We start from the raw sequence: 13,537 nt of genomic DNA, 5'->3' as shown, positions 1-13,537 counted from the left end.
CGCTACGCGCACCCGACACCGTACACCACTTGTCCGTCACGCAGCTTAACGAGAGCTGAGCGCACACTGCTTACGAGGCTGCGACATATTCGGTCATCAGGTCGCGATACACTGCGCACGATGGTGCCAATATCGCCCGACATTATTTGCCCGGGACTGGCAAAATTCACTCACGCCTTACCTGGACAGACCCGGAGCCCCCCATGCAAATCAAGACCGCCAGCCTCATCGCCAACCCGTGCGACGACGAATATGACGATATGGCACTGCTCTGCTGCCACGCAGAAAACGGCATGCTGTTTTCCCTGACCCGCTTCCCGGACGAGAACGAAGTGGAAATCACCGTCAGCGACGACAAGTCACTGAGTGTGTCCAGCCTGAAAGTCACCTTCAGTGCCGAGCGCCTGCTGGTGGAAATCGACACGCAGGACGCCAAGCAGCTCGATGGCCACCATCAGTACGAAATTCTCCACGCCACCGATGCAGGCGAGTTGCAGGACGTTCACCAAACGTTACAGGTCATTCTCGAAAACGTCGGTGAGTACACCAGCACAATCAGCTGATGATCAAAAAAGCGCTAGAGTGAGTACTTCGCCGAACAGGAGTGTGTCATGAACCGCATTTTCGACGCCCACTGCCACATCATCGACCCGCATTTCCCGCTGATCGCCAATAACGGCTATCTGCCGGAGCCGTTCGGTGTCGCTGACTACCTTGCGACGGTCCAGCCGCTGGGCGTTCAGGGCGGCGCGGTGGTGTCCGGTTCCTTTCAGGGCTTTGATCAGGGATATCTTCTTCAGGCCCTGTGCCTGCTGGGACCGGGTTTCGTCGGTGTCACGCAATTGCCCGCCAGCGTCACCGATGCAGAACTGGACAACCTGAACGCGGCAGGCGTGCGCGCCTTGCGCTTCAACCTCAAGCGCGGCGGCTCGGAGCAGCTCGACCAGCTGGAGGCACTGGCCTTGCGTGTCCATGAACACGCAGGCTGGCACTCCGAGCTGTACATCGACTCGCGAGAACTGGCGCCCATCGAAACACGCCTGCGCAAACTACCTGCCATCAGCATCGATCACCTGGGGTTGAGTGCCGAAGGGCTGCCCGTGCTCCTGCGACTTGCCGAGCACGGTGTTCGGGTCAAGGCCTGTGGTTTCGGGCGTGTTGACTTTCCGGTGCGCGAGGCGCTCAGGGATATCCACGCCGCCAACCCGAATGCCCTGATGTTCGGGACCGACCTGCCGTCGACCCGCGCACCCCGCCCCTTCAGGCCTGACGATATCGAACTGTTGATCGACGCATTGGGCGAAAGCGGCGCCCGTCAGGCGCTGTGGGAAAACGCGGCGGACTTCTATCGACTCTGACGCCGTGGTTCCGAGGGCCATAGCCAGCCTTCCTACATGGATACCTATGGATCATGTAGGACAATACCTGCATAAATGACAGGCACTTCTCTAAATGCAATAAAAAACGCGGTAGTCGTTAGTCGATACCTGCCTGGATGGATTAAAGTATCGCCCCCAGCTCAGCAGTCACCAGACACCGCTGTTCGCCCTGCCAGGAACCGTCACCGATGGAACATCGTGAAGCGCTGATTGCGCTGCGAACTTTTCTTTCAACGCAGATCCTTGGCCAGGAAAAGCTGATCGAACGCCTGCTCATCGCTCTGCTTGCCGACGGCCACATGCTGGTCGAAGGCGCTCCTGGCCTGGCCAAGACCAAGGCCATCAAGGAGCTGGCAGAAGGCATCGAAGCCCAGTTTCACCGCATTCAATTCACCCCTGACCTGCTGCCTGCCGACATCACCGGTACGGAGATCTATCGCCCGGAAACCGGCAGCTTCGTGTTCCAGCAAGGGCCGATCTTCCACAACCTGGTGCTGGCCGACGAAATCAACCGTGCGCCGGCCAAGGTCCAGTCGGCGTTGCTCGAAGCCATGGCCGAACGGCAGGTCAGTGTCGGGCGCAGCACCTACGACCTGTCGCCGCTGTTTCTGGTCATGGCGACCCAGAACCCCATCGAGCAGGAAGGCACCTACCCGCTGCCCGAAGCCCAGCTCGACCGTTTTCTGATGCACGTCAAGATCGGTTTCCCGGATGCCGCCGTCGAACGCAAGATCCTTCAACAGGCGCGTGGCGAAGCCCTGAACGGCGAAACCAAGCCGGAGCGTCGCGTCAGCCAGCAGGCGATCTTCGCCGCACGCAAGGAAATTCTTGGCCTGTACATGGCCGATGCGGTCGAGGAATACCTGGTGCAACTGGTCATGGCCACCCGTACCCCGGCCAAGTTCGACCCTGAACTGGCCGAATGGATTGCCTACGGTGCCAGCCCGCGGGGTTCCATCTCGCTGGACCGCTGTGCCCGTGCACATGCCTGGCTGGCCGGACGCGACTTCGTCAGCCCCGAAGACATTCAGGCGGTGCTGTTCGATGTCTTGCGCCACAGGGTCATCCTGTCGTTCGAGGCCGAAGCGGCCGGTATCGATCAGGATCGCGTGATTCAGCGCATCCTCGACGTCGTGGCCGTCGCCTGACCCCATGCAACCCTACCTGATCCCCCAGCCGGGCATCCGCGTCAGCCTCAGCGAGCTGATCGAGATGCGTCATCGGGTGCGGGAAGTGCAGCTGTTTTCCACCCCGAGCCAACGCAGCCCGCTGATCGGCCTGCACCATTCCAAGTTGCGCGGGCGTGGTGTGGATTTCGATCAGGTGCGGGTCTATCAGGCCGGTGACGATGTGCGCAGCATCGACTGGCGCGTCACGGCACGCACGCAGGAGCCGCACACCAAGCTGTTCCATGAGGAACGCGAGCGGCCCATTTTCATTCTGGTGGAACAGAGCCGACGGCTGTTCTTCGGCTCCGGCCTGATGTTCAAGTCGGTACTCGCGGCTCAGGCGGCCGCGCTGATCGGCTGGGCGGCGCTGGAACACAACGACCGAGTCGGCGGGTTGGTGTTCGGCGATAACGAACACTACGAGATCAAGCCGCGACGCAGCAAACAAAGCCTGCTGCAGTTGCTCAACCGGCTGGTGCGGGTCAATCAGTCGCTGCATACCGAGATTCCGCCAGACCGCGATGCGTTCGGCACTGCGCTGCGTCGCGCACGGGAAGTGCTGCGCCCCGGCAGTCTGGTCATCGTCCTCTGCGACGAGCGCGCCCTGTCCGATGCCGCCGAACAACAACTGAGCCTGCTGTCACGGCACAGCGACCTGCTGTTGCTGCCGCTTTCCGACCCACTGGACCGCGCCCTGCCCGCTGCCGGTTTGCTGCGCTTTGCCGAACGCGGCGCGCAACTCGAAATCGACACCCTCAACCCCGAACTGCGCCGCGCCTACCGACAACAGGGCGAGGAGCGCACGGCGCGCTGGGAGTTGCTGGCGCAGAAGCTGCGGGTATTGCTCATGCCATTGAGTACCCAGGCGGAGCTCGTCGAACAACTGCGCGAATACCTCAACGCGCGACGTCCGGTGAAGCGCAAATGAATCCCCTCGATCAGCTGGAGCCGCTGATTGCGCCCGAAGCCGTCGGCTTCTGGCCGCTTGCGCCGGGCTGGTGGCTGCTGCTGTTGCTGATCCCCGTGGCGGGCTGGGGTCTGTGGCGCTTGCGCAAACTGCTGCCGGCCAAGGCCCGCAACGTGCGCAGCGAACAGCCGCTGGACCCGGTTCGCCTCGCCGCGCTGGCGGAACTGGCCAGCCTGCCGAAACCCTACGACGGCGCGCCGGCCGGTGCCTGGCTGCAGCAGATCAACGGCCTGCTCAAGCGCCTGTGCCGTAACCACTACCCACACAGCCAGAGCCATACCCTTAACGGCCGCAAATGGCTGGCGTTCCTCGACAATCGCTGCCCGGCGGCCGGCCTGACGCGCTGGATGATTCTGGTTGAAGGCGCTTACAAGCCCGAGTGCAAACTGGACGACAAGGCCATCACCGGCCTGACTCAGGCAGTCGATACCTGGATCCGCAAACATGTTTGAGTTCGCCTGGCCGTGGGTCTTCGCCCTGCTGCCATTGCCGTGGCTGATGCGCGCCCTGCTGCCCATGGCCGACAGCGGCGAGCCCGCGCTCAAGGTCAGCTTTCTCAGTGAACTCGAAGGCCTGAGCGGTCGCCGCGCCAAAGCCAATCTGCCGGTGTGGAGACAGCGTGCGCCGTTCTTGCTGATCTGGCTGTTGCTGCTGATCGCCACGGCGCGACCGCAGTGGCTGGGCGAGCCGCTGCCGGTGGCTGCCAGCGGCCGCGATCTGCTGGTGGCGGTCGACGTGTCTGGCTCGATGGACTACCCGGACATGCAATGGAAAAGCGATGAAGTCAGCCGGCTGGTGCTGGTGCAACAACTGCTCGGTGACTTTCTCGAAGGCCGCAAGGGCGACAGGGTCGGCCTGATCCTGTTCGGCACCCAGGCGTTTGTTCAGGCGCCACTGACCTATGACCGCCGCACTGTGCGGGTCTGGCTCGACGAGGCGAGGATAGGCATTGCAGGCAAGAACACCGCACTGGGCGATGCCATCGGGCTGGCCCTGAAACGTCTGCGTATGCGTCCGGCCACCAGTCGTGCGCTGGTGCTGGTCACCGACGGCGCCAACAACGCCGGTCAGATCGATCCGATCACCGCCGCACGCCTGGCTGCCGAAGAAGGGGTGAAAATCTACCCGATCGGCATCGGCTCGGACCCTGACAAGGACGCGCTGCAGAGCGTACTTGGCCTCAACCCCAGTCTTGATCTGGACGAACCGACACTCAAGGAAATCGCCAGCCTAAGCGGTGGCCAGTATTTCCGCGCGCGCGATGGCGACCAACTGGAAAAAATCCGCGCCACCCTCGATGCCCTGGAGCCGGTGGCACAGCAGCCCACCCAGGCGCGTCCGGCGCAAGCGCTTTATCAATGGCCACTGGCGACAGCCCTGCTGCTGAGTGTGCTGCTGGTGCTGCGTGAGTTGTGGCCGAACAACGCCCTGCAACGCCTACTGACGGCGGTGCGTTCCATCAACTGGCGTGAGCGCTGCAAAAGCCTGTGGAGGTCGCGATGATCAGCGGGCTCTGGCCGCACTGGTTTCGCCCGGAATGGCTGCTGATCACGCCACTGCTGGCGCTGCTGATCTGGCGACTCTGGCACCGGCAGAAACGCGCCGGACGCTGGCAAATGCTGCTGCCCACTCACTTTCACGAGGTGTTGCTCAACGGTGGGCGCGGCAGCAACAGCAAACTGCCATGGGTCGCGCTGGGGCTCGCCTGGTTGCTGGCCCTTTTCGCCTTGCTGGGCCCCAGTTGGCAGCGCGTCGAACAGATCAGCCAGAAGCCGGTCGATCCATTGGTGGTGATTCTCGAACTCACCCCACAGATGCTCGCCACCGACACGCCCCCTACCCGTCTGGAACAGGCAAGACGCAAGCTGCTGGACCTGTTGCAAAAGCGCAGCGATGCGCAGACCGCCGTCGTTGTCTACGCAGGCAGCGCACATACCCTGGTGCCGCTGTCCGATGACCTGGTCACCAGCCACAACCTGCTGGAAGCCATCAGACCGTCGATCATGCCGGTGACCGGCCAGCGCGCCGATCTGGCCGTGCAGAAAGCGCTGCACCTGCTCAAACAGGGCGCATTGGGTCAGGGGCGGATTCTGTTGATCACCTCGTCGCTGAGCGAACAGGAACGTCAGGGCATCCGTGCCGCGTTGCGCGGGCAATCGCCGCCACTGCTCATCCTCGGGGTCGGCACGCCCGAAGGCGCGCCGGTCACACAGGAAAACGGCAGCCTGCTCAAGGACGATCAGGGTGCGATTCTGGTCCCGCGCCTGGACAGCACCAGCCTCAACGAATTCGCCGATCAGGTCGGTGGCAGCTATCGCCAGGCACGCGGCGATGAAGAGGACTTGCGCAGCCTTGGTCTGTTGGCCAGCCCTCGACACATGAGCCGCGACGGCCAGGTCGTGCAACTCGACACCTGGGCTGACCAGGGCCACTGGTTGCTGCTGCCCCTGCTGCTCATCGCGGCACTGGCCGGTCGGCGCGGCTGGCTGTTCTGCCTGCCGCTGATATTCATGTTTCCGCAGAACAGCCAGGCGTTCGAGTTTCAGGACCTGTGGCTGCGTCCCGATCAACAGGGCCAGCGGTTGCTGGAACAGCACCGGCCAGCCGAAGCTGCGCAACGCTTCGAAGACTCGCGCTGGAAAGGCGTGGCGTTGTACCAGGCGCAAGACTACGCCAGCGCCGCCCGGCAGTTTGCCGAAGGCAACAGCGCCGCCGACCACTACAATCGTGGCAATGCGCTGGCCCGTAACGGCGAGCTGGCAGCGGCACTGGATGCCTACGAGCAGGCTCTGGACCGGCAGCCTGACTTCCCTGCGGCACAAACCAATCGGGCACTGGTGCAAAGTCTGCTGGATCAGACCGAAGAGCAAAAGCCTGCCCAGGACGAACAGAACAAGGCCGATCAGGGCGAAGAAGGTCAGCAGGCGTCGCAAGATCCCAATAGCAGCGCATCACCCGCCGAGCAGAACCCGTCCCGATCGGATCAACCCGGCACCAGCGAAAGCCTGCCGCCGGACAGCAGCGGCCAGGCCACCTCGGGCGAGTCGACGGACGACGAACAGACCACCCGCCCGCCGCTTCAGTCCGCCGACAGCCCCATGACCGGCGAGCGGCGTCAGGAGCTGGAGCAGTGGCTGAGGCAGATTCCGGATGATCCGGGCGAACTGTTGCGGCGCAAATTTCGCTACGAACAGCAACATCAGGAAAAGACCCGATGAGTCGCGTTTACACCTTATTGATCGGCCTGCTGCTGAGCCTGATCACCTTGTCGCTGCAGGCTGCGCAACTGACCGCCAGCGTTGACCGCACGCGCCTCAACGCCGGGGAAACCGTCGAGTTGACGCTGGAAACCGACGATGTGACGCAGTTCGGCAAGCCGGACATGAGCGCCTTGGAAAGCAGTTTCGAGGTGCGCGACACGCGCCAGCTCAACAGCCTGAAAACCCTGGATGGCAGCAGCCAGGCAACGACGCGCTGGATTGTCACCCTGCTGCCTCGCGAGACAGGAAGCGTGTTGATTCCGTCGCTGCAACTGGGCGAGCTGAAAAGCCAGCCGCTGACCTTGCAGGTCCTGCAGAGCGAGCCCCAGGAGCAAGGCAACCATCTGGCATCGATCTTTATTGAAGCGAGCCTGGATCAGGACAGCGTGTATGTTCAGGCCCAGGCCGTGCTGACCCTGCGCGTCTACCACTCGGTGTCGCTGTTCGACGACAGCAGCCTGAGCCCCTTGCAAGTGCCGGACGCACGGGTCGAAAAACTCGGTGACTCGCGCACTTACGAAAAGCTGATCAACGGTGTGCGCCACGGGGTCATCGAGACACGCTACGCGATCTACCCGCAGCAGAGCGGCGTGCTGAAGATACCGGCGCAAGTGTTCAGCGCCACGCTGGTGCAGACGCCTGCCGAGGGTTCGCAAGCCCAGGACAGCAATCCGTTCGGCCCTCAGCCGGGCCGATCGGTGCGGGTCAAGTCCGCCGAAGTGCCGTTGACCGTCAAGCCCAAGCCTGCCGACTACCCGGCCGATGTCGCCTGGTTGCCGGCACGCAGTATCAACCTGGAAGAAAGCTGGAGCCCGGAGCCCGGCACTACGCAGGTCGGCGATTCGCTGACCCGCACCCTGACGCTCAAGGCCGAAGGGCTGGCCGGCGCGCAGCTGCCACCTCTGCCGCCCACAGAAGTACCTGGCCTGCGGCGTTACCCGGATCAGCCACAACTGCGCAACCTGCCCAGCGAACGCGGCCTGATCGGCACGCGCGAAGAACGCGAGGCCCTGGTGCCAGCCCGCGCCGGGGCAATCGACCTGCCTGCGGTTGAAGTGACCTGGTGGAATACCCGCGAAGATCATCTGGAGCACACCAGCCTGCCCGCGCGCACCCTGCAGATCAGCAGCAACCCCGGTCTGGCGGTGGACACCCCGGTGAACAACGACATGAGCGGCGTGACCGTGATCGGTCCGCCAGTCTGGCCGTGGCAGATGAGCACATTGCTGCTGCTTTGCACCACACTGCTCGGTTTCGGCCTGTGGTGGCGCGCCCGTGGACAGCCGGCAATCGCCCGGGCCGTGCAGACCGGGCCCAGCCCGCGTACCGTACTCGATGACCTCAAACGCGCCTGCCTGGCCAATGATCCGCAGGGCACCCGTCAGGCGCTCGACGCCTGGGCACGCCAGCAACCGGAAACCCTGGCCGAAATGGCCGCGCGTTTCGTGCCGCTGTCCGATGCCCTGGACGGTCTCAACGGTGCGCTGTACAGCGAAACCGGCAAACTGTGGCTGGGCGGGGACCTCTGGCGCGCGGTGCGCAAGCTGCCCGCCGCCGAACATATTCAGGACCCGGCAGGTGATGCCGGGTTGCCGCCGCTGTATCCCAAATAAGGATGCAGCTCAGGCAACACCCCTATACGACAAGGTAAACCAATGCGTCTGTTTCACACCTCTGACTGGCACCTGGGTCAGAACCTGCACGGCCAGGAGCGGGATTTCGAACACGCCTGCTTCCTGAACTGGCTACTGGCCCGTCTGGCCGACCGTAAACCGGATGTACTGTTGATCGCGGGCGACATCTTCGACACCGTCAACCCGCCGGTCAAAGCGCAGGAACGCCTGTACGACTTCATCGTCAACGCCCACGAGCAGCAGCCGCTGCTGACCATCGTGATGATCGCCGGTAACCACGACTCCGGCTCGCGTATCGAACTTCCCGCCCCGCTGATGCGCCGCTTGCGTACCCACGCGCTGGGCAGGGTAATGTGGCTGGACGATGGCGTGCTGGATGCCGAACGCCTGCTGTTGCCGTTGCCGGACGCCAATGGCGACATCAAGGCCTGGTGCCTGGCGCTGCCGTTCCTGCGTCCCGCCGAAGTCACCGGTCCGACCCTGGGCGATGACTACCTGCGTGGCATCGGCCGGGTGCATGAGCTGCTGATCGCGGCGGCTGACCTCAAGCGCCAGCCCGGTCAGGCATTGATCGCCATCAGCCACGCCCACATGGCAGGCGGCTCGGTCTCGGAAGACTCCGAACGCAGCCTGATCATCGGCAACGCCGAAGCCCTGCCGGCCAGCCTGTTCGGGCCGAGCATCACCTATGTTGCGTTGGGCCATCTGCACAAACCGCAGCGGGTCAACGGCGAGGAGCGCATTCGCTACAGCGGCTCGCCGATCCCGCTGTCCTTTTCGGAAATCAGCTATCAGCACCAGATTCTGGAGATCAATTGCGACGGCGAGACGCTGACCAGTGTCGAGCCGCTGTTCATCCCTCGCGCCGTCAACCTGCAACGCCTCGGGCCTGCGCCATTGGCCGACCTGCTGGTACAGCTCAAGGCGCTGCCGGACATCGACCTGCTCGCCGACCCGGACCGCCAGCCGTGGCTGGAAGTGCGCGTGCGCCTGGATGAACCCCAGCCGGACCTGCGCAACCAGATCGAAAACGCCCTACAGGGCAAGGCCGTGCGGCTGGTACGCATCGGTGCCGAATATGCCGGCAAAGGCAGCGCGGACGGCAGCGAGGGTGACGCCACGCTGATCGAACTGGACCAGCTCACGCCTCAGGAACTGTTCAGCCGTGCCTGGCAGGACAACTTCGGCAGCGAGGTCGACGAGCAGACGCTGACCGATTTCGCCACGCTGCTGCGCGAAGTCCAGCAGGAGAGCGAGCTGCCATGAAAATCCTCGCCATTCGCCTGAAAAACCTGGCCTCGCTGGCCGGCCCCTTTGAAATCGACTTCACTGCCGAGCCGCTGGCCAGCGCCGGACTGTTTGCCATCACCGGTCCTACCGGCGCGGGCAAAAGCACCCTGCTCGATGCCTTGTGTTTGGCGCTGTTCGGGGCGATTCCGCGGCTGAGCAATATCGGCCAGTCCAAGGTCCCGGACATCGATGGCGACATCACCACCAGCGACCCACGTACCCTGCTGCGCCGCGGCACGGGCAGCGGTTACGCCGAGGTGGACTTCATCGGCATCGATCAGCGGCGTTATCGCGCGCGCTGGGAAACCAATCGCGCGCGCGACAATGCGACCAAAAAACTGCAGGCCAGCCGCCAGACCCTCACCGATCTGGACAGCGAGCAAATCCTCAGCAACCAGAGCAAACGCGAATTCGAGCAATTGATCGAAAATCGCCTGGGCTTGAACTTCGAGCAGTTCACCCGCGCCGTGATGCTTGCCCAGAGCGAGTTCAGCGCGTTCCTCAAGGCGGATGACAAGGAACGCAGCGAGCTGCTGGAAAAGCTCACCAACACTGCGATCTACAGCCAGCTAGGTCGGCGCGCGTACAGCAAAAGCAAGGAAGCCGAAGACGCCCTGAAAACCCTGACTGCGCAGGCCAGCAACATCATCCCGCTGGCCCCGGAACTGCTGGCTGAACTGGAACAACGCCTGAGCGACGCGCAGCAGCAGCTCAAGACCCATCAGACACAGCAACGGCAACTGGAAATCAAACAGCAGTGGCTCACCGAGCTGCACCGTCTGCGTGACGAACAGCTCGCTGCCCAGGAAGCCCTGAACAGTGCGCAACAGGTCTGGGACGACCACAGCGGAGCACGCCAGACCCTCGGCCAGCTGGAACGCCTGGGCCTGCAGCGTCATCGCTTCGCGCGTCGGGTCACGCTGAATGCTCAGCTTGATCCGCTGGCTGAACAGATTCGCCAGCATCAGCAACAGCAGACCTCGCTGCACGACCAGCAGCAACAGCTGGAAAGCCACCGTACTCAGGCGCAGGCCAGTTTGCTGGAAGCCCAGCGAGCCCACAGCAGCGCCAAACCGCTGTTGCTGCAGGCTTTCGAAGCCCAGAACACCCTGAATCACCTGGCCCAGGAAATGGCCAAGGCGTCCGACCTGCACCAGCAGAGCGAGCAGCTCTGCATCCAGGGCCAGACCAGCCTGCAAACCCTGCTCGATCAGCAACAGCAGGTGGCTCAACGTCTGGAGCGCATTGCCGGGCAACTGCAGCACAGCAGCGAACTGGCGCCACTGGCTCAGGCCTGGAACGCGTGGCGTGACCGCCTGAAATCCCTCACGCTGATCGCCAATCGCCTCAAGCACGGGCACAGCGAGCTGCCTGCCCTGCAGCAACGTGCCAACACTGCCGATCAGCAGCTGACCGAGCAACGCAGCGCGCTGGAGTTGCTGTACCGCGAAGCCGATTGCGAAGTGGAGGCAGTGACCGAACAGGTGCAGATCCTCGGCAGCCTGTTGCAGGACAACCGCAAACAGCAGCGTGCCTTCGAGGAGCTGGCCCGTCTGTGGGCCAGTCAGCAGGACGTCGACCGGCAACTTGCCGAGCTGACCCAGCAACAGCAGAGCGCCCAGCAGCAACGCGAACAGCTCAACAGCGAAGGCCTTCGCGTTCGTGATGAACTGACCGTCGCCGAGCAGACCCTGACCGTTACCCGGCAGCTGCTGGAGCGCCAGCGCCTCGCCCGCAGCGCCAGTGTCGAGGAGTTGCGCGTGCAGTTGCAGGACGACCAGCCCTGCCCGGTCTGCGGCAGCATCGAACACCCTTGGCATCAGCCAGAGGCGCTGCTCGAAAGCCTCACGCAACACGACGACAACGAGCAGGCCAGCGCGCAGAAAGCCGTGGACCTGCTGACCGAGCAACGCAATCAATTGCGTGAGCAGGTCGGTGGCGTGATCGCCCGGCAGAAAGAGCTGCTGCGTCAGCACGAACAGCTCAACGCGCGCCATCAGGCCCTGGCACCGGACCTGGAGTCACATCCCCTCGCCGCCCAGTTACTCGACCGCGACGCCGAGAAGCGCGACAGCTGGTTGAGCCAGCAATTGAGTCAACTGAGCGAAGTCATCAGCCGTGACGAGCAACGTCAGCAAGCCTTGCTGACCCTGCAAAAAGACGCTGCACGCCTGCAGCAGCAGCTGCAGGCGGCGAGCGAAGCCAGCCAGAGCGCTGCGGGCCATGTTGCCGAGCAGCTCAAGCAACTGGAGGTCGACGGGCAGCGGCTGGAAGAAGAACTGACGGCATTCACGCCGCTGGTATCGCCCCAGGTGCTTGAAGGTCTGCGCAGCGATGCATCGGCGACCGTGCTGCAGCTAGAACAGCAGGTGACACAGCGTCTCGATCAGCTGGAGCAGCAACACGAAGAGCAGCAGGAGCAAACCGAGCGTCAGCAGAAGATCGAGAAGCAGCAGGTCGAGCAGCAGACTCGCGTGCACCGCCAGACCGAACTGGCGCAGGAAGTCACCCGGCTCGGCGAGCAACGGCATAACAGTCAGCAGACACTTGCCGGTCTGCTGGGCGACCACGCCAGCGCAGAGCAATGGCAACAGGCGCTGGAGCAGACTATCGAACAGGCCAGACAGGCAGAAAGTCTGGCGGCGCAGGCGCTGCAGGATATCCACAATCAACTGATTCAACTGGCTGCCGAGCTAAAGTCCGAACAGCAACAGCAGCAGGCCCTGCAACAGGAACTGGCTGAACTTGATGTGCAGATCAGCGAATGGCGCGCTCAGCATCCGCAACTGGACGATAGCGCGCTGGACACCCTGCTGACCTACGACGACGCACATATCGAGCAACTGCGTGTGCAATTGAGTAGCACCGACAAGGCGCTGGAGCAGGCAAAAGTATTGCTGCAGGAACGCGATCAGCGCCTGCAACAGCATCAGGCGCAACACAGTGATCTGACCGACAGTGCGCAACTGGAAGCATCGCTGCAACAGGCCCATGAACAGTCGGCGCTCAGTGAGCAGCACTGCGCCGACCTGCGTGCCGAGCTCAGTGAAGATCAGCGCCGCCGCAACGCCAGCAGCGAACTGCAGACGCGCATCGCCGACGCCAACAGCGAATACCTGCGCTGGGCACGTCTGGCTTCGTTGATCGGCTCGGCAGAAGGCGACAGGTTTCGCAAAATCGCCCAGGCCTACAACCTTGACCTGCTGGTCCACCATGCCAATGCGCAGCTCAGGCAACTGGTGCGCCGTTACCGCCTGAAACGCGGCGGCAGCATGCTCGGTCTGCTGGTCATGGACACGGAAATGGGCGACGAACTACGCTCGGTTCATTCGCTGTCCGGCGGGGAAACCTTCCTCGTCTCGCTGGCACTGGCGCTGGGCCTCGCCTCGATGGCATCCAGCACCTTGCGCATCGAGTCACTGTTCATCGATGAAGGTTTCGGCAGCCTCGATCCGGAATCGCTGCAACTGGCGATGGACGCCCTCGACGGCTTGCAGGCGCAGGGCCGCAAGGTCGGCGTGATTTCCCACGTCCAAGAAATGCACGAACGAATCCCGGTGCAGATCAAGGTACGTCGTCAGGGCAATGGATTGAGCACAATCGAGGTGGGCAACTGAGGGACCTGCGACGCGGAACGTGAGGCACGGCAGTTGACTATCGTTCCTCACGCTGCGCGTGGGAATGCCGTTCTGGACGCTCTGCGTCCGCCTCCTGAATGTTGTGCCACCAGCGCTTTCGCGAACAGGCTCGCCTGACATTCCGTGCATGGTCTGCCACGCATTGGGCAGTAAGTCGCAGGGACCTGTGTGGGCGAACATGCTCGCGAAAGCGTGACGGC

Annotated in this window: 10 protein-coding genes; all 10 read left to right on the top strand. The window is 63.2% G+C overall.

Annotated features, from left to right (window positions below; genetic code table 11):
- Positions 1 to 203: 203 nt before the first annotated feature.
- Positions 204 to 563, top strand: coding sequence for a hypothetical protein (locus tag BLR16_RS17900; RefSeq protein ID WP_004414094.1), 360 nt, complete (start codon positions 204 to 206; stop codon positions 561 to 563).
- 48 nt (positions 564 to 611) lie between these two features.
- Positions 612 to 1,358, top strand: coding sequence for an amidohydrolase family protein (locus tag BLR16_RS17895; protein WP_074807923.1), 747 nt, complete (start codon positions 612 to 614; stop codon positions 1,356 to 1,358).
- Between the two features lie 209 nt (positions 1,359 to 1,567).
- A complete protein-coding gene (locus BLR16_RS17890; protein WP_003342804.1) occupies positions 1,568 to 2,527 on the top strand; it encodes an AAA family ATPase in 960 nt (319 codons plus the stop codon).
- 4 nt (positions 2,528 to 2,531) lie between these two features.
- Positions 2,532 to 3,476, top strand: coding sequence for a DUF58 domain-containing protein (locus tag BLR16_RS17885; RefSeq protein ID WP_003318876.1), 945 nt, complete (start codon positions 2,532 to 2,534; stop codon positions 3,474 to 3,476).
- A complete protein-coding gene (locus BLR16_RS17880; protein ID WP_004414100.1) occupies positions 3,473 to 3,967 on the top strand; it encodes a DUF4381 domain-containing protein in 495 nt (164 codons plus the stop codon). Before BLR16_RS17885 ends, BLR16_RS17880 begins: the two co-directional genes overlap by 4 nt.
- Positions 3,960 to 5,018: a vWA domain-containing protein gene (locus BLR16_RS17875; RefSeq protein ID WP_004414102.1), complete on the top strand. Its 1,059-nt coding sequence runs from the start codon at positions 3,960 to 3,962 to the stop codon at positions 5,016 to 5,018. Before BLR16_RS17880 ends, BLR16_RS17875 begins: the two co-directional genes overlap by 8 nt.
- Entirely contained in the window at positions 5,015 to 6,733 is a 1,719-nt protein-coding gene (locus BLR16_RS17870; RefSeq protein WP_024661608.1) for a VWA domain-containing protein, read from the top strand. The genes BLR16_RS17875 and BLR16_RS17870 overlap by 4 nt, the downstream gene beginning before the upstream one ends.
- A complete protein-coding gene (locus BLR16_RS17865; RefSeq protein WP_024661609.1) occupies positions 6,730 to 8,388 on the top strand; it encodes a BatD family protein in 1,659 nt (552 codons plus the stop codon). The genes BLR16_RS17870 and BLR16_RS17865 overlap by 4 nt, the downstream gene beginning before the upstream one ends.
- 42 nt (positions 8,389 to 8,430) lie before the next feature.
- Positions 8,431 to 9,675, top strand: coding sequence for an exonuclease SbcCD subunit D C-terminal domain-containing protein (locus tag BLR16_RS17860; RefSeq protein WP_065350287.1), 1,245 nt, complete (start codon positions 8,431 to 8,433; stop codon positions 9,673 to 9,675).
- Positions 9,672 to 13,316 (top strand): AAA family ATPase, encoded by a 3,645-nt coding sequence (locus BLR16_RS17855; protein ID WP_074807914.1) that lies wholly within the window; start codon positions 9,672 to 9,674, stop codon positions 13,314 to 13,316. The genes BLR16_RS17860 and BLR16_RS17855 overlap by 4 nt, the downstream gene beginning before the upstream one ends.
- Positions 13,317 to 13,537 lie beyond the last annotated feature (221 nt).

This window comes from Pseudomonas sp. BS3767 (genome assembly GCF_900099665.1).
Classification (GTDB): domain Bacteria; phylum Pseudomonadota; class Gammaproteobacteria; order Pseudomonadales; family Pseudomonadaceae; genus Aquipseudomonas; species Aquipseudomonas cerasi.
The sequence above is the reverse complement of the archived record's forward strand: the minus strand, read 5'-3'. Positions and strand labels throughout refer to the sequence as shown.

Coding starts and splice junctions, on each gene's coding strand:
- BLR16_RS17900 (WP_004414094.1), top strand. CDS start 204: ATGCAAATCAAGACCGCCAGCCTCATCGCCAACCCGTGCGACGACGAA.
- BLR16_RS17895 (WP_074807923.1), top strand. CDS start 612: ATGAACCGCATTTTCGACGCCCACTGCCACATCATCGACCCGCATTTC.
- BLR16_RS17890 (WP_003342804.1), top strand. CDS start 1,568: ATGGAACATCGTGAAGCGCTGATTGCGCTGCGAACTTTTCTTTCAACG.
- BLR16_RS17885 (WP_003318876.1), top strand. CDS start 2,532: ATGCAACCCTACCTGATCCCCCAGCCGGGCATCCGCGTCAGCCTCAGC.
- BLR16_RS17880 (WP_004414100.1), top strand. CDS start 3,473: ATGAATCCCCTCGATCAGCTGGAGCCGCTGATTGCGCCCGAAGCCGTC.
- BLR16_RS17875 (WP_004414102.1), top strand. CDS start 3,960: ATGTTTGAGTTCGCCTGGCCGTGGGTCTTCGCCCTGCTGCCATTGCCG.
- BLR16_RS17870 (WP_024661608.1), top strand. CDS start 5,015: ATGATCAGCGGGCTCTGGCCGCACTGGTTTCGCCCGGAATGGCTGCTG.
- BLR16_RS17865 (WP_024661609.1), top strand. CDS start 6,730: ATGAGTCGCGTTTACACCTTATTGATCGGCCTGCTGCTGAGCCTGATC.
- BLR16_RS17860 (WP_065350287.1), top strand. CDS start 8,431: ATGCGTCTGTTTCACACCTCTGACTGGCACCTGGGTCAGAACCTGCAC.
- BLR16_RS17855 (WP_074807914.1), top strand. CDS start 9,672: ATGAAAATCCTCGCCATTCGCCTGAAAAACCTGGCCTCGCTGGCCGGC.